Annotated in this window: 16 protein-coding genes; 7 read left to right on the forward strand and 9 right to left on the reverse strand. The window is 73.7% G+C overall.

From position 1 onward, the window contains the following. Positions 1-62: 62 nt before the first annotated feature. Positions 63-1,640 (reverse strand): peptide chain release factor 3, encoded by a 1,578-nt coding sequence (locus IR158_RS05025; protein ID WP_291810329.1) that lies wholly within the window; start codon positions 1,638-1,640, stop codon positions 63-65. Further along, positions 1,637-2,053, reverse strand: a complete 417-nt coding sequence (locus tag IR158_RS05030; RefSeq protein WP_291810331.1) for a MerR family transcriptional regulator — start codon at positions 2,051-2,053, stop codon at positions 1,637-1,639. The genes IR158_RS05025 and IR158_RS05030 overlap by 4 nt, the downstream gene beginning before the upstream one ends. Positions 2,054-2,154: 101 nt before the next feature. On the opposite strand from IR158_RS05030, the gene IR158_RS05035 reads away from it, so the two are divergent. From IR158_RS05035 to IR158_RS05050, 4 genes are all read left to right on the forward strand, one after another. Further along, the gene (locus tag IR158_RS05035) at positions 2,155-2,841 is read left to right on the forward strand and encodes a TetR family transcriptional regulator (RefSeq protein ID WP_291810333.1); all 687 of its coding nucleotides are present in this window, start codon (positions 2,155-2,157) and stop codon (positions 2,839-2,841) included. Positions 2,842-2,883: 42 nt separating this feature from the next. Next, the gene (locus IR158_RS05040; RefSeq protein WP_291810336.1) at positions 2,884-3,828 is read left to right on the forward strand and encodes an ABC transporter ATP-binding protein; all 945 of its coding nucleotides are present in this window, start codon (positions 2,884-2,886) and stop codon (positions 3,826-3,828) included. Next, complete coding sequence (locus IR158_RS05045; RefSeq protein WP_291810339.1) at positions 3,825-5,489, forward strand: polyketide antibiotic transporter; 1,665 nt, start codon at positions 3,825-3,827, stop codon at positions 5,487-5,489. The genes IR158_RS05040 and IR158_RS05045 overlap by 4 nt, the downstream gene beginning before the upstream one ends. An 88-nt stretch (positions 5,490-5,577) precedes the next feature. Beyond that, positions 5,578-6,552, forward strand: a complete 975-nt coding sequence (locus tag IR158_RS05050) for a DUF808 domain-containing protein (RefSeq protein WP_291810340.1) — start codon at positions 5,578-5,580, stop codon at positions 6,550-6,552. 21 nt (positions 6,553-6,573) lie between these two features. On the opposite strand, the gene IR158_RS05055 is transcribed toward IR158_RS05050, so the two are convergent. Together IR158_RS05055 and IR158_RS05060 are read right to left on the reverse strand one after the other, a co-directional pair. Further along, positions 6,574-7,389: an FAD-binding oxidoreductase gene (locus IR158_RS05055; protein WP_291810343.1), complete on the reverse strand. Its 816-nt coding sequence runs from the start codon at positions 7,387-7,389 to the stop codon at positions 6,574-6,576. Next, positions 7,386-8,018 (reverse strand): sulfite oxidase-like oxidoreductase, encoded by a 633-nt coding sequence (locus tag IR158_RS05060; RefSeq protein WP_291810346.1) that lies wholly within the window; start codon positions 8,016-8,018, stop codon positions 7,386-7,388. Before IR158_RS05060 ends, IR158_RS05055 begins: the two co-directional genes overlap by 4 nt. A 121-nt stretch (positions 8,019-8,139) precedes the next feature. Between IR158_RS05060 and IR158_RS05065 the strand changes: the two genes are divergently transcribed. After that, on the forward strand, positions 8,140-8,349 hold the full coding sequence (locus IR158_RS05065) for a hypothetical protein (protein ID WP_291810348.1): 210 nt from the start codon (positions 8,140-8,142) through the stop codon (positions 8,347-8,349). 7 nt (positions 8,350-8,356) lie between these two features. Here IR158_RS05065 and IR158_RS05070 read toward each other — a convergent pair whose 3' ends face one another. The 5 genes from IR158_RS05070 to IR158_RS05090 form a co-directional block, all read right to left on the reverse strand. Then, positions 8,357-11,806: a bifunctional proline dehydrogenase/L-glutamate gamma-semialdehyde dehydrogenase gene (locus IR158_RS05070; RefSeq protein WP_291810351.1), complete on the reverse strand. Its 3,450-nt coding sequence runs from the start codon at positions 11,804-11,806 to the stop codon at positions 8,357-8,359. Between the two features lie 9 nt (positions 11,807-11,815). After that, positions 11,816-12,211: a Fur family transcriptional regulator gene (locus tag IR158_RS05075; protein ID WP_291810355.1), complete on the reverse strand. Its 396-nt coding sequence runs from the start codon at positions 12,209-12,211 to the stop codon at positions 11,816-11,818. A gap of 225 nt (positions 12,212-12,436) precedes the next feature. Beyond that, the gene (locus tag IR158_RS05080) at positions 12,437-14,002 is read right to left on the reverse strand and encodes a UxaA family hydrolase (RefSeq protein WP_291810357.1); all 1,566 of its coding nucleotides are present in this window, start codon (positions 14,000-14,002) and stop codon (positions 12,437-12,439) included. Positions 14,003-14,092: 90 nt separating this feature from the next. Next, complete coding sequence (locus IR158_RS05085; protein WP_291810360.1) at positions 14,093-14,425, reverse strand: type II toxin-antitoxin system PemK/MazF family toxin; 333 nt, start codon at positions 14,423-14,425, stop codon at positions 14,093-14,095. After that, positions 14,425-14,649 carry a hypothetical protein gene (locus tag IR158_RS05090; RefSeq protein WP_291810362.1) on the reverse strand — a complete coding sequence of 75 codons (225 nt, stop codon included), beginning with the start codon at positions 14,647-14,649 and terminating at the stop codon, positions 14,425-14,427. Before IR158_RS05090 ends, IR158_RS05085 begins: the two co-directional genes overlap by 1 nt. Positions 14,650-14,826: 177 nt before the next feature. Between IR158_RS05090 and IR158_RS05095 the strand changes: the two genes are divergently transcribed. Together IR158_RS05095 and IR158_RS05100 are read left to right on the forward strand one after the other, a co-directional pair. Next, a complete protein-coding gene (locus IR158_RS05095; RefSeq protein WP_291810365.1) occupies positions 14,827-17,193 on the forward strand; it encodes a carbon starvation CstA family protein in 2,367 nt (788 codons plus the stop codon). Between the two features lies 1 nt (position 17,194). Continuing rightward, positions 17,195-17,494: a YbdD/YjiX family protein gene (locus tag IR158_RS05100; RefSeq protein ID WP_291810368.1), complete on the forward strand. Its 300-nt coding sequence runs from the start codon at positions 17,195-17,197 to the stop codon at positions 17,492-17,494. The last annotated feature ends 219 nt before the right edge of the window (positions 17,495-17,713 follow it).

The following is a 17,713-nucleotide window of genomic DNA, read 5'->3' on the forward strand; positions in this document are numbered from 1 at the left end:
GGTGGCCGACACGGCCACGGGAAGGTCAGGGCGCGACGGTGCGCGCATCGGGTGACGACAGGTCAGGCGGCGCCGACGAGCAGCTCGGGCAGGGTGAGCGTCGGACGGTCCCGCCGCAGCGCCTGCAGCACCCAGCGGTCGCGCATGAGCGCGAGCCGCGTGCCGTCGGTGCGGGTGACGAGCTCGACACCACGGGCGCCGGCCAGCGCGGCGACGTCCTCGTCGGTGGCGAGGCGGGCGAGTCCGTACGACAGGGACTGGGTGCGCACGGGCGCACCGAACTCGTGCTCCATGCGGAACGTCACGACCTCGAACTGCAGCGGCCCGACGGCGCCGAGGATCGGCTCGCCGTCGCCCCGGTCGGCCGAGATCAGCAGCTGGACGACGCCCTCGTGGGCGAGCTGGGCGATCCCCTTGCGGAACTGCTTGGAGCGTCCGGGGTCGGCAGCACGCGCGGTGACGAAGTGCTCGGGCGGGAACGACGGCATGGCCGGGAACCGCGTCGCGGGTCCCTCCGGGTCGTACAGGGTGTCGCCGACCGCCAGGGCGGTGGCGTTGACGAGCCCCACGACGTCGCCGGGGTACGCCGTCTCGACGATCTCGCGGTCGCGTCCGAAGACGGTGGCCGCGTGCTTGGTGGCGAAGGAGCGTCCGGTCTGCGCGTGCACGACCGGCATGCCGCGCTCGAAGACGCCGGACACGACGCGGACGAACGCGACCTGGTCGCGGTGCTGGCGGTCCATGCCCGCCTGCACCTTGAACACCACCGCGCTGAACGGGTCGTCGACCGCGCGCTCGCTGCCGTCGGCGGTCTCGCGCGGGCCCGGTGCGGGCGCGAACCGCAGGACGGCGTCGAGCAGCTCACGCACGCCGATGTTCGTCAGCGCCACGCCGAACAGCAGGGGGGTCGTGCGCCCGGCGAGGAAGGACGCGACGTCGGGCGCGGGCAGCAGCCCGGCCTGGTCGATCGCGTCGGCCGCGTCGGCACCGAGGACGTCGACCGCCTCGTCCGGTGCGAGGTGCTCCTCCTGCGCGAGGGTGGCCCCGCCGGGGGCGCGGTGGTACGTCGTCACGGCCCCCGTGCGGGGGTCGAGCAGGCCGCGGAGGTTGCCGGACTCGCCGACGGGCCACGTCACGGGCGCTGCGACCAGGCCGATCCGCTGCTCGAGCTCGTCGCAGAGCTCCAGGGCGTCCTTGCCGGGCCGGTCCCACTTGTTGACGAACGTCAGCACCGGGACGCCGCGCGTGCGGCACACCTCGAACAGCTTGAGGGTCTGGGGCTCCAGGCCCTTCGCCGCGTCCAGCAGCATGACGGCGCAGTCCACCGCGGTGAGGACCCGGTACGTGTCCTCGGAGAAGTCGGCGTGCCCGGGGGTGTCCAGCAGGTTGATCACCGTGTCGCCGTAGCGCAGCTGCAGGGCGGCCGACGAGATCGAGATCCCGCGCTTCTGCTCGATCTCCTGCCAGTCGGACACGACCCCGCCGCGGCCGGCCTTGCCGTGCACCGCACCCGCGCGCGCGATGGCGTGCGAGTGCAGCGCGAGCGCCTCGGTGAGGGTGGACTTGCCCGCGTCGGGGTGGGAGATGACGGCGATGCTGCGACGGGGCGCAGGTGCGACGTCCTGAGGATCGGTGCTCACTGCTTCGGTTCCGTCCCGACCTCGTGGCGTGCGTGCTCCGTGCGCAGCTCGTCCGCGAAGGCCTCGGCGTTCTCGAGCTGCTGTCGCAGGCTCGCGCAGCGCTCGTCGACGGCGATGCGGAACGTGTCCAGCCGGTCGACCAGCGTGCTGCGTTCCGGTGCGGGCGTCGCGGTGTCGGCGAGCGCGTCGATCGTCTCCAGCAGCTCGCGCATCTCCTCGAGGGAGAAGTCCAGCGGCTTCATCCGGCGGACGAGCTGCAGCCGGGTGATGTCGGCCTCGGAGTACAGCCGGAACCCGCCCTGGGAGCGTGCCGACGGGACGACCAGCCCGACCTCCTCGTAGTAGCGGATGGTGCGCAGCGACAACCGCGTCCGTTCGGCGACCTCGCCGATCTGCTTGTGGGCGGCGCTCACGCAGTGCCCTCGGTCGTGGTCATGGGACCAAATCTACCGCAACGGAAGAGTGGTCGACGCACCCCTTGTCGAGGGCTGAACATGCGTTTAGTGTGTTGAACATGGGTTCAACGCCGCCGGCGGAGCTCGCGCCGCACCGCGACCTGACGACCCGCGCGCGCATCCGCGACGCGGCGGTCGCCCGGTACGCGCGGGAGGGGTTCGGCGTCGGGCTGCGGGCGATCGCCGAGGACGCCGGCGTGAGCGCGGCGCTGATCCTCCACCACTTCGGCTCCAAGGACGGGTTGCGCGCCGCGTGCGACGCGCACGTCCTGCGCCTCGTCCGGGAGGGGAAGGAGCAGGCGCTCGTCACGGGCGGGGTGCAGGACCTGCTCCTGCAGCTCGCGTCGATGGACCAGTACGCGCCGCTGGTCGGGTACGCGCTGCGCAGCATGCAGGCCGGGGGAGCGCCCGCGCGCGAGTTCGTCGAGCACTTCGTGGCCGATGCCGAGGTCTACATCGCCGCGGCGGTCGCCGCCGGCTCCATGCGACCCAGCCGCGACGAGAAGGCGCGCGCCCGCTACCTCACCGTGCAGGGCCTGGGTGCGCTGCTCCTGGACATGACGCTGCACCCGCCGGACGACCCCACCGACGTCGTCGGCGTCCTCCACCGGTACCGCGACCGGATGATGCTGCCCGCGATGGAGCTGTTCACCCACGGCCTCATGACCGACGACCGCATCCTCGACGCGTACCTGCGCTACGTCGACGACGCCCCCGAAGGGCAGGGGGCCGCCGACCGCGCCTGACCGTCCGAGCCCACCGCCGATCACTCCCGAGAGGGTGCAGCCATGGCAACCGACCACACCACGTCCCCCGTCATCGAGGTGCGGGGACTCACCAAGTCGTTCGGCGCCGTGCGGGCGCTGGACGAGCTCGACCTGGAGGTCGCGCCCGGCGAGGTCCACGGGTTCCTCGGGCCCAACGGCTCGGGGAAGTCCACGACGATCCGCGTCCTGCTCGGCCTGCTGCGCGCCGACGCCGGGACCGTGCGGCTGCTGGGCGGCGACCCGTGGTCCGACGCGGTGGCGCTGCACCGGCGCCTCGCGTACGTCCCGGGCGACGTCAACCTGTGGCCCAGACTCACGGGCGGCGAGGTCATCGACTTGCTGGCGAGCCTGCGCGGCCCAGTCGACCGCTCCCGCAGGGCCGAGCTGCTCGAGCGATTCGACCTCGACCCCGGCAAGCGGGCGCGGACGTACTCCAAGGGCAACCGGCAGAAGGTCGCGCTGGTGGCGGCGCTGGCGTGCGACGTCGAGCTGCTCGTCCTGGACGAGCCGACGTCGGGCCTGGACCCGCTCATGGAGCTCGTGTTCCAGCAGTGCGTCCGCGAGGCGGTCGCCCGCGGCACGACCGTGCTCCTCTCGAGCCACATCCTCGCCGAGGTCGAGAAGCTCTGCGACCGCGTCACGATCGTCCGCGCCGGTCGGACCGTGCAGAGCGGCACGCTGCACGAGCTGCGCCAGCTCACACGCAGCACGGTGCGGGTCACGACCCCGCAGGGGCCGGCGGTCCTCGCCGGCGTCGCGGGCGTGCACGACGTCGCGTCGGACGGCGGGCGGCTGACCTTCACGGTCGACGACGGGGCGTTGTCGCAGGTCATGGCGGTGCTCGGTGCGGCCGGGATCAGCGACCTCGTCGTCACGCCTCCCACGCTCGAGGAGCTGTTCGTGCACCACTACGGGACACCCGCCGCTGCCGTCGCCGCGACGAGCGCCGCGGGCGGTGCGCGATGACGACGACCACCCGGGCGCGCGCGGACCGCGTGCCCGGGGAAGGGGCGCCGAGCGCCACCGGGCCGAGCACCGCGTGGGCGGGGACCGCGCGGCTCGTGCGGCTGGCGCTGCGGCGCGACCGGCTGCGGATCGTGGTGTGGGCGCTCGCCGTCGGTGGGCTCGTCGGGTACCTCGCCGCAGCCATCCCGGTCGCGTACCCCGACGCCGCCGCGCTGCAGACGCGCGCGGCGATCATGAAGGAGCCGTCGGGCGCGTTCATGACCGGCCCGGGGTACGGCCTGGACGACTACACGTTCGGCGCCCTGCTCGCCAACGAGCTCCTCGGGATGGTCGCGGTCGCGGTCGCCGTGATGTCGATCCTCGCGGTCGTCCGGCACACCCGCGCCGACGAGGAGGCGGGACGTGCGGAGCTGCTGCGCGCCGGAGCGGTGGGACGGGGCGCCCCACTGGCGGCGGCCCTCGTCGTCCTCGTCGTGGCGAACGCGGTGGTCGCGCTCGTGCTGCTCGCGGCCCAGCTCGCAGCAGGTCTCGCACTGCCCGACTCCCTGGCCGTCGCGGTCGGCTGCGCCGTGGTGGGCGTGGTGTTCGGGGCCGTGGCCGGCGTGACCGCGCAGCTGAGCGAGCACGCCCGGACCGCGTCCGGTGCGGCCGGTGGCCTGCTCGGGCTCGCCTACGTGCTGCGCGGCGTCGGCGACGCGACGCAACCGGGTGGCAACGCGCTGTCGTGGGCGTCGCCCGTCGGGTGGGCGCAGCAGACCCGGGCGTTCGTCGACCTGCGGTGGTGGCCGCTGCTGCTCGGGGTCGCGCTGGCCGGGGTCCTGGTCGTCGTGGGCTTCTCGCTCGCGGCGCGGCGCGACGTGGGCGCCGGGCTCCTGCCGGCACGGCGCGGCCGCCCTGACGCCCGGCGCGGGCTGCTGAGCCCCGCGGGACTGACCCTGCGGCTCGAGCGGGCCTCGATCGCGTGGTGGGCCGTCGGGCTGCTGGTGTTCGCCGTCCTGACAGGGTCGATGGGACAGGGCATCGTCGACGCCTTCGAGTCGCAGCCCGAGCTCGCCGCGGTCATCGGCGGGGCGAGCAGCGGCGACGTCCTGGGGTCGACGCTGTCGGCGTTCCTCGGGTTCTTCGCGATGGCTGTCGCGGTGTACGGCGTCGTCTCCGTCAACCGCCTCACGCGGGAGGAGACCGAGGGGCGGACGGGCGTCGTCCTGTCGGCATCCGTGAGTCGCTCCGCCTGGTTGTGGGGGAGGCTCCTGGTGACGGTCGCAGGCACCGCCGCGCTGCTGGTCGCCTCGGGCCTCGGTCTGGGACTGGGGGCGGCGACCGCGACGGGGGACGCCGGTCTGGTCGCCGAGCTCGCGGTCGCGAGCCTCGTCCACCTGCCGGTCGTCCTGTGCTTCGTCGGCCTCGCAGCCGTCGCGCACGGCCTGCGGACGGGAGCGTGGTGGGTCTGGCTGCTGCTCGTGGCCTCGATCCTCGTCGGCCTGTACGGGCCGCTGCTGGGTCTGCCGGACGCGGTCGTCGACGCCGCCCCCTTCGCGCTGGCGCCGCAGGCACCGCACGAGGCGGTCACGGTGCTGCCGCTCGTCGCGACGACCGCGGTGGCCGGGGTGCTCGCCGCCGCGGCGACGGCGGCGCTGCGGCGGCGGGACCTCACCGCCTGACCGTCGGGCGCAGGCCTCGCGCATGGCCCTACCCTTTCCTTGCGCGGTCCGGTCCGGCCCGGCGCTCCGGCACGGACGAAGGTGGCTCATGGCAGGCGGTCTGGCTGCGCTCCTGGACGACATCGCGACGCTCGCGAAGCTGGCGGCGGCGTCGGTCGACGACGTCAGCGCGGCCGCGGGCCGTGCGAGCGCGAAGGCTGCGGGCGTCGTCATCGACGACACCGCGGTGACGCCGCGCTACGTGGCGGGCGCGGCGGCGAACCGCGAGCTGCCGATGATCTGGCGGATCGCCCGCGGTTCGCTGCGCAACAAGCTGCTGTTCATCCTCCCGGCGATCCTGCTGCTGAGCCAGTTCCTGCCGTGGCTGCTGACGCCGATCCTCATGGTCGGCGGCACGTACCTCGCGTTCGAGGGTGCCGAGAAGCTGTGGGAGGCCGTCAGCGGCAAGCAGCACGACAAGCCCGCGGTCCCCGCGCCCGAGCAGGGCCCCGAGGCCGAGACGCGCATGGTCTCCAGCGCGATCCGCACGGACTTCATCCTGTCGGCCGAGATCATGGTGATCGCACTCAACGAGGTCGCCGACGAGGAGCTGGTGGCGCGCGCGATCATCCTCGTGGTCGTCGCGCTGGCGATCACGGCCGTCGTCTACGGCATCGTCGCGCTCATCGTGAAGATGGACGACGTCGGTGTGCGGCTCGCGGCGACCCGCCACGGGCTCGTCGCCGGCTTCGGCCGCGGCCTGGTCAACGCCATGCCGAAGGTGCTGGCGGTCCTGTCGACCGTGGGCATCGCGGCGATGCTCTGGGTCGGCGGTCACATCCTGCTCGTCGGTGTCGACGAGCTCGGGTGGCACGGCCTGTACGACGTCGTGCACCACCTCGAGGAGGCCGTGCACGGGGTCGCCGGTGTCGGCGGGTTCCTCGCGTGGCTCGTCAACACGCTCGCCTCGGCGCTCATCGGCGTGGTCGTCGGTGCTGTCGTCGTGCTCGTCATGCACCAGGTGCACAAGCGTCGGCACCCGCACCCCGACGGTGACGCTGACGCGGCGCCCGCGACGCACTGACGCCGCAGGCCGTCCTGGGGCTCAGTCCGTCGAGGGTCCGAACCTCTCGGCACGGATCGCGCGCGCGTCGTGCCCGAGGACCAGCAGCATCCGCGTCATGGCCTCGACGAAGCCGGTGGGTCCGCACACGTAGCAGACCGGCTCCAGCGCGGCCGGCCAGCCGTGGTGCGCGAGGTCCCGCAGCCCGATGCGGGCGGGTGGGCGCGCTGCGTCCGGGGGAGCCGCGCGCGTGAACCACACGTCGGCGTCGACGCCGTCGAGGGGCCCGCGCGTGAGCTCGTCGAGGAACAGCGCGTCGGTCGGCATGCGCACCGAGTACAGGACGCGGAACGGGGTCCGGTCGCCCGCGGCACGACGCGCTCGCACCATGGCGACGAGGGGCGTGACCCCCGACCCCCCGGCGAGCAGCAGGACGGGCGCACCCTGCGCGGTGCCGGGCTCCCAGACGAACCAGCCGCCCACGGGGCCGCGGACCTCGATCCCGGCGCCCACCGGCAGGTCGTCGACGAGGTAGGTCGAGACCTCGCCGCCCATGACGCGCTGGACGGTCACGTGCACGTGGCCCGGGTGCGCGGAGTCGGTCGGGGCGCTGACCGAGTAGGCGCGCGACGCGGTGTAGCCGTCGTCGGCCGTCAGTCGCAGGTCGACGTGCTGCCCGGCGCGGTGGCCGGGCCAGCCGGGCGCCTCCAGGACGAGCGTGCGGGCGCTCGGCGTCTCGTGCCATGCGTCGACGACGCGCGCGACGCGCCACCCCGCGGTGGTGGCGAAGCGGTCGCCCAGGCGGGCGGCGCGCGGTGCGGCGTCGGGGGCCTCGTCGGCGGTGACGGCGGCCGTCACGGGTCGCCCTGGTAGCGCTGCTCGCGCCACGGGTCGCCGTAGTCGTGGTAGCCGTTGCGCTCCCAGAACCCCTGCTGCTCGGCGTCGAGCAGCGTGATGGAGCGAACCCACTTGGCGGACTTCCACAGGTACAGGTGCGGGACCAGGAGCCGCGCGGGGCCGCCGTGCACCGGGTCGAGCGGGCGGCCGTCGTAGGTGTGAGCGACCCACGCCTTGCCGCCCAGGAGGTCCGCGACGGGCAGGTTGGTGGTGTAGCCGCCGTAGCACCCGACGAGCGCGTACTGCGCGGCGGACGGGACGTCGGCCAGCAGCACGTCCAGGCTGACGCCGCGCCACCGGGTCCCGAACTTCGACCAGCGGGTCACGCAGTGCAGGTCGACGAGCGTGTCCTGCTGGGGCAGCGCCATGAGGTCGGACCACGTCCAGCGGAAGGTCGTGCGGTCCTCGGTGCTGACCTCGAGCTGCCAGGTCCTGCTGTCGACGTTCGGGGTCGGGCCCGCGGACAGGACCGGGAAGTCGTGGACCTGGTACTGCCCCGGTGGCAGCGCGACGCCCGACGTGCGGGGCCGGCCGCGGAAGCCCGGCGTCAGGGCGGGCGGCTCGGCGCTCGGTGCGTCGCTCGGCGTCACGCGACCATGAAACACCCGCGGTGCTTCGTGGCGACAGCCCCTGACCGGCCGGCGGGCGTGCCGCCACAGGACCAGGAGGGCGAGGTACCGTGGCAGTGGTCGGAGCATCGAAGGAGCGGACGTGACGAAGCAGCCCCGCGAACGGCTGGACGCGACCGCCTGGCTCGCGCGCTATCTGGTGGGCCCGGCGCAGGTCAGCGACCCGCGCCGCACCGGACGCGACACCACCGAGGCCGAGCGGCAGCGCGAGGGGGCGCTGCACGACGGCTTCGAGCGCGTGCGCGACGCGTCCGGCCGCGTGTACCTCGTGGCCAAGGGCGACGACGCCTGACGCGTCCTCAGGGCGTGACCGGGTGCAGCCGCCGCTCGGCGACGTCCGGCGACAGGGGCAGCACGTCGTCCGTCAGGGGATGCGGCGTGCCGAAGCGGTGGGCCGTGACGCTGACCGCCTGCTCCCGCAGGAAGGGCAGCAGCTCCACGCGGCCTGCCTCGGTGACGGGGTGGTCCCACACGGCGACGTCGGGCCGTCCGGCCGTCACCGCCGGGCCGGCCGCGGCCCCGACGAGGCGAACGCGCCCGCCGTCGAGCGCCCGCCCCCGGGCGGCCCAGGCGTCGGCGTCCTCCACGTGCACCGGCCCGACGGCCTCGACGGCGGCAGCGATCCGCTCGGGCAGCTGCGCCGGCACCGAGACGACGACGGGTGCCGTCGCGCACGCCGCGGCGGCGACCACGCGCACGAGGTCCGCGACGGGAGCGCCGGCGTCCTGGCGGACCAGCACGGGCGCCACCACGGGCACGTGTCGCAGCACGTCGCGCTCGCAGGCCAACGCGCTGACGTCGTGCGCCGCGAACACGTCCCGCACCGCGGCCGCGTCGCTGCGGGTCGCCCGCTCGACGCGGTCGGCGTCCGCGGCGGGCAGCTCGCCGCGTGCTGCGGTGACGAGCGCGGCCACGGCGAGGGCGACCACGTCGGCGCCGACGGTCGCCGGCGCCGACTCCCACGAGCCGAGCGACAGGAGGTAGCTCGGGCCACCCGCCTTGGCACCGGGGCCGACGGCCGACCGCCGCCACCCGCCGAACGGCTGCCGGCGCACGATCGCACCGGTCGTGCCGCGGTTCACGTAGAGGTTCCCGGCCTGCACCCGGTCCAGCCACGTGCCGATCTCGTCGGCGTCGAGGCTGTGCAGGCCGGACGTCAGGCCGTAGTCCACGTCGTTCACCAGGTCGATCGCGTCGTCCAGCGTCGCGGCCGTCATGACGCCCAGCACGGGACCGAAGTATTCGGTGCGGTGCGTGCGGGACCCGCGCCGGACCCCCGTCACCACGCCGGGGGTCCACAGCCGGCCGGCGTCGTCGAGCCGCCGCGGCGCGAGCGCCCACGCCTGCCCCGGTTCCAGCTCGGTCAGACCGGTGAGCAGCTTGCCGGTCGCGGGCGCGATGAGCGGCCCCATCTGCGTGCGGGCGTCATCCGCCTCCCCGACGACCAGCGACGACACGGCGTCGAGCAGCTGGGACCGGAACCGCCGCGAGGTCCCGACCGCCCCCACCAGCACCACGAGCGACGCCGCCGAGCACTTCTGCCCCGCGTGCCCGAAAGCGGAGGCGACCACGTCCCGCACCGCGAGGTCCAGGTCGGCGCTCGGTGTCACGACGATCGCGTTCTTGCCGCTCGTCTCGGCCAGCAGCGGCAGGTCCGGTCGGAACGAGCGGAACAGCTCGGCCGTCTCGTACGCACCGGTGAGGATGACGCGGTCCACGCACGGGTGGGCGACCAGCTCGCGGCCGAGCGCGTCCTCGTCGACCTGCACGAGCCGCAGCACGTCGCGCGGCACGCCCGCCTCCCACAGCGCGTCGGCGAGCACCGCGCCGCACCGCTCCGCCGGGGCGGCCGGCTTCAGGACGACGGCCGACCCGGCGGCCAGGGCGGCGAGCGTCGAACCCGCGGGGATCGCGACGGGGAAGTTCCACGGGGGAGTGACGAGCGTGAGCGCGTCCGGCACGAACGTCGCACCGTCGACGCGGTCCAGGCCGCGGGCGAGCTCGGCGTACCAGTGGGCGAAGTCGACGGCCTCGGAGACCTCGGGGTCGCCCTGGTCGACCGTCTTGCCGGCCTCGGACGCCATGACCTCCAGGAGGTCACCCCGGTGGGCCTCGAGCGCGGCGGCGGCCCGGTCGAGGATCGCGGCGCGGTCGGCCGCCGGCCGCGCACCCCAGGCCCGGCCGGCCCGCTGCGCGTCGCGGACGACGGCGTCGAGGGTGGCGGCGTCGTGCACGCGCGCGTCCTCGATGCCCGCGCCCAGGCGCGATGCCGGCACGCGCGCCAGGAGCTCGCGCACCCACGCCCGGTTCTCCGGGACGGACGGGTCGGTGTCGGGGGTGTTCGTGAACGCGCCCGGCGCCGACGGCGGCACGGCGGCGTGCCGGTCGGGCACGCGGTGCCGCCCGGGCACGGGCGTGCCGACGTCCGCGAGCGACGCGAGGAACCGGTCGCGCTCGCGGGCGAACAGCGCGTCGTCGTCGGCGAGGTCGAACACGGCGGACATGAAGTTGTCGTCCGACGCGCCCTCCTCGAGCCGGCGCACCAGGTAGGCGATCGCGACGTCGAACTCCTGCGGCGCGACCACCGGGGTGTAGAGCAGCAGGCTGCCCACGTCGCGCCGCACGGCCTCCGCCTGCCCGGGTGCCATGCCGAGGAGCATCTCGATCTCGACGCCGTCCTGCACGCCGCGCTCGCCCGCCAGCAGCCAGGCGTGCGCGACGTCGAAGAGGTTGTGCCCGGCCACACCGAGGCGGACGTTCGCGACGTGCTCGGGACGCAGCGCCCAGTCGAGCACGCGCTTGTAGTGCGCGTCGGTCTGCCGCTTGCTGCCCCACGTCGCCAGGGGCCAGCCGTGCAGCTCGGCCTCCACGCGCTCCATCGGCAGGTTCGCGCCCTTGACGAGCCGCACCTTGATGCCGGCACCGCCCGCCGCCCGTCGGCGTGCCGCCCACTCCTGGAGCCGCTGCATCGCGGGCAGCGCGTCGGGCAGGTACGCCTGCAGCACGATGCCTGCCTCCAGGCCGGTGAGCGACGGCCGGTCCAGCAGGCGCGTGAACACCTCGACGGTCAGGTCGAGGTCCTTGTACTCCTCCATGTCGAGGTTGACGAACTTCGGCGTCGGGGACGCCGCAGCCTGCTCGAACAGCGGCACCAGGCGCTCGACGACGTCCGCCGCCGACTCCTCGAACGCCCACGGCGCGTGCGGCGCGACGACCGCCGACACCTTGACCGACACGTAGTCCACGTCGTCGCGGGCCAGCAGCCGGCGGGTGCCGGCCAGCCGGCGCGCCGCCTCCCGGCGGCCGAGCACGGCCTCGCCCAGCAGGTTGACGTTGAGGCGCGTGCCGTCACGGCGCAGGCGGCCGATCGCGGCGCCCAGCCGGCGGTCCGTCGCGTCGACGACGAGGTGACCGACCATGTGCCGCAGCACGCGACGGGCCACGGGCACGACGACGCCCGGCAGGGCGGGAGCAAGCGTGCCGCCCGCGCGCAGGGCGGCGCGCAGCGGCACCGGGAGGAACCGCGGGGGGTGGGCGGCGAGCTCGCGCAGCCGCCGGGCGGCGACGGCGTCGTCCTCGGGGCGGACGACCCCGTCGACGAACCCCACCGCGAACGCCAGGCCGTCCGGCTCGCGGAGCAGGCCGGCGAGGTTCCGGGCCGCGGGGTCGACAGGCTGCTCGGCCGCCACCGCCAGCCACCGGCGGACGAGCGCCACGACCGCGTCCGCGTGCGTCGCGGGGTCGGTCATGGTGCCTCCTCAGGCGCGGGCGCAGTCCTGGCAGGTGCCGAGGAAGTCGATCGAGTGCTCGACGTCCCTGAAGTCGTGCTGGGCGGCCAGTGCCTCCACGAGCTGCTCGAGCTCGGGGGCCGCGACGTCGACGGTGCGACCGCACGTGCGGCACACCAGGTGGTGGTGGTGCTCGCCGCGCGGCTCGCAGCGCAGGTACGTGTGCTCCCCGGTGGGCTGCAGCAGGACCTCGAGCTGGCCCTGCTCGACCATCGCGTTGAGCGTGCGGTAGACCGTCGCCAGGCCGATCTCCTGGCCGCGCTGCTGCAGCATCTGGTGAATCTGCTGGGCGCTGCGGAACTCGTCCACGCTCTCGAGGAGCTCCGCGATCGCCACGCGCTGCCGGGTCACCCGCTGGCCGATCATCCGCGCACCTCCTCAGCGTGCCGCCTGACGTTCTCAACCCGGACACCGTAGTTGAGAATTCCGTCGCGCGGGAGACCGCGGGATCATCCGTGGGCCGTCGCGACGCCGGCCGGTGAGGGCGCGATGCTGCGACGAGTCGGCGGCGGCGTTCGGCCGGGCGTTCACCCGGGCCACGGGCAAGCCGCCCGGAAGCGTGCGGGGCAGGACCGGCGGCCTCGCCTGGCGTCAGGTGACCGCCCCGAGCTGCCAGGGGACGAACTCGTCGCGCCCCAGGTCCAGCTCCTCGCTGACCGTGGCACGCCCCGAGGCGACGTCCAGGACCAGGTCCAGGATCTCGTCCCCCACCTGGTCGAGCGTGGCCTCGCCGGTGACGACGCGCCCCGCGTCGAGGTCCATGTCCTCGCGCATGCGCTCGAACATCTCGGTGCTCGTGGCCACCTTGATGCAGGGCGCGGGCTTCGAGCCGAGCACCGACCCGCGGCCCGTCGTGAAGACCACGACGGTCGCACCGCCGGCCACGATGCCGGTGACGGAGACCGGGTCGTAGCCCGGGGTGTCCATGAACGTGAAGCCCCGGTCGACCACCGGCTCGGCGTACTCGTACACCGCCGTCAGCTCCGCCGTACCGCCCTTGGCGACCGCTCCGAGCGACTTCTCGAGGATCGTCGTCAGGCCGCCCGCCTTGTTGCCCGGTGACGGGTTGTTGTCGAGCGTGCCGCCGCCGCGCTGCACGTAGTCCTGCCACCAGTCGATGCGGTCCAGCAGGCGCCGGCCGACGTCCTCGCTCACGGCGCGCCGCGTCAGCAGGTGCTCGGCACCGAAGACCTCCGGGGTCTCGGCCAGCACGCTGGTGCCGCCCTGGGCCACCAGCAGGTCCGACGCGCGGCCGAGCGCGGGGTTGGCCGTGATGCCCGAGTAGCCGTCGGAGCCGCCGCAGTTGAGCCCGAGGACCAGCTCCGAGGCCGGCACGGTCACGCGGCGGCGCGTCTCGAGGTCGTCGAGCATCGCGCGCACCACCTCGACGCCCGCGCGGACCGTCGCCCGGATGCCGCCGGACTCCTGGATGGTGAGGTGCTCCACGAGCGTGTCCGGGGATGCCGGCAGGTCGGTGAGCATCCCCTGCACCGTGAGCATCTCGCAGCCCAGGCCGAGCACCAGCAGGCCCTGCACGTTGGGGTGGGTGGCGTACCCGCGCAGCGTCCGGCGCAGCACCTGCCCGCCCTCGGACTCCGGCACCAGCCCGCACCCGGAGTCGTGCGTGAGGGCGACGGCGCCGTCGACGTGGGGCCAGGCGTCCATCACCGGACCGCGGAACTGGTCGGCGATCATGCGGGCCGTCGACGCCGAGCAGTTCACGGACGTCACGATGCCGACGTAGCTGCGGGTGCCGACGCGGCCGTCCGCGCGACGGAACCCCGCGAACGTGCGTGTCACGGTCGCGGGCGGCAGGCTCGTGCGCGCGGTGCCGAACTCGTAGTCGTGCGTGACACCGTCCATGCCGAGGTTGTGGGTGTGCACGTGGGCGCCGGCCGCGACGTCAGTGGTGGTGCGACCGATGACCTGGCCGTACTTGCGCACCTGGGTGCCGCCGGGCAGGGCGCGGACCGCGAGCTTGTGGCCGCGCGGCACGTCGTCCGTGGCCGTGACGACCGTGCCGCCGACCGCCACGGACGTCCCCGCTACGACGTCGCCGACGGCCACCGCCACGTCGTCGTCGGGGGCGAGGAGGAGGGCGGCGCTCGGCCTGGCCGGCGGGACGGTGCCGGGGCGTCCGGGGGAGACGAGAGGCACGGCGAGGAGTCCTTGGGTCGATGGTCGGGGAATCGACCGCATCTTGGCACGCGTGGCCGGGGAGTACTCGCGCGGTTGTGGTCCGTGCAGCTAGCGCTGGTGGTCCGGCAGGTCGAGCAGGCCGCTGAGTGCGTAGTCGATGCGTTGCATCGCGTCCAGCTGCAGGTAGCCGACGAGCTCGCCGAGACGCGCCTGCGGGTCGACGGCTGTGAGCGCGTCGCACAGGGCGAGGGTCTGGCCGTGCCCCGGGATCTCGATGGCGGGCCGGAAGACGAACGGGCGCGCGCGAGTGGACGTCGGCACCACCAACCAGGTGCTGAGGTGGTCGAACCGGGAGGCGAGCACCACGACGGCGAACCGCGGCCCGCGCTGCTCGTGCCCGCGAGCGTCGTGCGCTCTCAGGCGGTGGACGTCACCGCGCATCAGCCGGCGAGGTCACGCAGGACGGATGCGACCTCGGCGCGGTCCTCGGGATCGGCAGCGGTGGCGCGGGCGTCGATCTCGGCCTGACGCCGCCACTGCTCGCGGCGCAGGAGCGCGATGCCGTCGCGGATGACCGCCTCCACAGGCTCGCCGCGCTCGGTGCTGAGGGCGTTGAGCTCGTCCCGTGTGGAGGTGCGGACGCGAACCGTCGTCGTCTCGGCCATTCCGCAAGTCTACATGGCGTCTACAAAGTCGGTCGGCACGGACGGCGCCCCACAGCACGTCGTCACGACACGCCGGGGGCCCGTCACGCGCCGAGTGACCGCCGTCGGGCCATGATCGAGGGACGGGGCCGTCGGGGGGACCGGCGCGGGTCGCCCCGCGGCATCGACGGAGCTGACATGACCACCACGCGCGACGCGCAGCTGCCCGAGTACACGCCCGAGGAGCAGGCGGAGATCCTGCGCGACGACCGCGGGGTGCCCGTGGGCGTCGTCGCGAAGTCGCGGTGGACGCCAGCCAAGGTCGCACTGTGGGTCGTGATCTCGCTGGTCGGGGCCCTGGGCTGGACGATGCTGGCGATCGTCCGCGGGGAGCGGGTCAACACCATCTGGTTCGTCGTCACCGCGGTGGCGACGTACGCGATCGCGTACCGCTTCTACGCGCTGTACATCCAGCGGCGCATCATGCGTCCCGACGACACCCGCGCGACCCCGGCCGAGCGCGTCAACAACGGCCGGGACTTCGACCCGACCGACCGGCGTGTGCTCTACGGGCACCACTTCGCGGCCATCGCCGGGGCCGGGCCGCTCGTCGGGCCGGTCCTCGCCGCGCAGATGGGCTACCTGCCCGGGACGCTGTGGATCATCCTCGGCGTGGTCGTGGCGGGCGGCGTGCAGGACATGCTCGTGCTCTTCTACTCGATGCGCCGTGGTGGGCGGTCCCTGGGGCAGATGGCCCGCGACGAGATCGGGCGGTTCGGGGGCACCGTCGCCATCGTCGTCGTGTTCGTCATGCTGATGATCGTGCTGGCGGTGCTCGCTCTGGTCTGCGTCAACGCGCTCGCCGAGTCCCCGTGGGGCGTGTTCTCCGTCGGCTGCACCATCCCGATCGCGCTGCTCATGGGCCTGTACCTGCGGTTCGTGCGGCCCGGGCGGGTCACGGAGGTGTCGGTCATCGGGTTCCTCGCGCTGATCGCGGCCATCGTCGGCGGGCGCTGGGTCGCGGAGTCGTCCTGGGGGGAGTTCTTCCTGCTGTCGCCGACGACGCTCGTCGTGTGGATGGTGATCTACGGGTTCCTCGCCGCCGTGCTGCCCGTGTGGCTGCTGCTGACGCCGCGCGACTACCTGTCGACGTTCATGAAGGTCGGCACGATCGTCGTGCTCGCCGTCGGCATCGTCGTGGTGCGGCCGGTCGCGCAGATGCCGGACTTCACGGAGTTCGCGTTCAACACGCAGGGTCCCGTCTTCGCCGGTGCGCTGTTCCCGTTCCTGTTCATCACCATCGCGTGCGGCGCCCTGTCCGGCATGCACGCCATGGTGTCGTCGGGCACGACTCCCAAGATGATCCAGAAGGAGTCGCAGGTCCGGATGATCGGTTACGGCGGCATGCTCATGGAGTCGTTCGTCGCGGTCATGGCGCTGGCCGCCGCGGTGTCGCTCAACCAGGGCGTGTACTTCTCGATGAACATGTCGCCCGCAGCGATCGAGGCGACCGCCGGCGAGCAGTTCTCACCCGACGCGTCACCCGAGGACAACGCGGCTGCGGCCGTCGCGAACCTGCGCGTCTCGGACCCCGCGGGCAACCAGCCGGAGATCGCGTGGGACACGGTCGTCGACGGCGAGGACGTCACCCTCACCGGCGCCGCCGCGCTCGAGGCGGTCGCGAGCGACGTCGGTGAGCCGTCGGTCGTCTCCCGCACGGGCGGTGCGCCGACGCTGGCGGTCGGCATCGCCAACGTCATGCACAACGTCGTGGGTGGCAAGGCGATGATGTCGTTCTGGTACCACTTCGCGATCATGTTCGAGGCGCTGTTCATCCTGTCCGCCGTCGACGCCGTCACGCGCGTGGCCCGCTTCCAGCTCGGTGACGCCATCGGCAACGCGATACCGCGGTTCCGGGATCCCAGCTGGCGGCTCGGGTCGTGGCTCACGACGGGCGTCGTCGTGGCCGCCTGGGGCTCGCTGCTGCTCATGGGCGTGACCGACCCGAACGGCGGCATCCGCACGCTGTTCCCGCTGTTCGGCATCGCGAACCAGCTCATCGCCGCGTGCGCCCTGACCATCGTCACCGTGATGGTCGTCAAGAAGGGCTACGTGCGGTGGGCGTGGATCCCGCTGCTGCCCCTCGCGTTCGACACCGCGACCACCTTCACCGCGTCGTACCAGAAGATCTTCTCCAGCGACCTGGCCGTCGGGTACTGGGCGCTGCACCAGGCGACGAAGGACACGATCGCTGCCGGCGGGCTCGACGGGAAGGCCCTCGCCGACGCGAACGCGACCGTCCGCAACACCGCGATCCAGGGGACGCTGTCCATCGCGTTCGTCGTGCTGGTGGCGCTGCTCATGGTGACCGCGCTGATGGCGGTCGTGAACGCGCTGCGGGCGGGAGCGGCCCAGGGCCAGGACGTCGGGACGAGCGAGGACCCGCCCGCGCCCTCGCACTTCTACGCACCGTCCGGGCTGGGGGCCTCGGCACTGGAGCGCAAGGTCGAGGCCGAGTACGCGGTCGTCGGGGACCCGCGCCTGCTCGCGGGCGGGAAGCACTGACATGAGCGCGACGGCGGACGACGCAGGACGCGACCGGATCGCGCTCTCGCGCGTGCGGGGGGTGCGCTGGATTGCACTGTCACGCGTGTGGGGGGTGCGCTGGATCGCACTCTCGCGAGTGTGGGGGGTGGGGCGGGGGGTGCGGTGGTACGTGCGGGAGCTGACGGGGGAGGCCGCGTACGACCGGTACGCCGCCGCGCACGCCCGCTCGCACCCGGCCCACGCACCCCTGACCCGGGCCCAGTGGTGGCGCGCCCGCGACGACGCCCGCGAGTCCATGGCCCACGAACGCTGCTGCTGACCACCCCACCCAGGGCGCGAGAGTGCAATCCAGTCACTCAGTCATTCCCGCGAGAGTGCAATCCAGTCACTGCCGGGGACGGTCGTGGCGCTCGTGGAGGTGGACTGGATTGCACTCTCGCGAGGGAGGGGGTCGGTCGCTTTCGTGAGAGGGCAATCCAGTCACGCCAAGTCGGGGGTACCGCTTCTCGGGGAGTGCGCTGGATTGAGCTCTCACGCC

This window comes from Cellulomonas sp. (assembly GCF_015234515.1).
Taxonomy (GTDB): Bacteria; Actinomycetota; Actinomycetes; order Actinomycetales; family Cellulomonadaceae; genus Cellulomonas.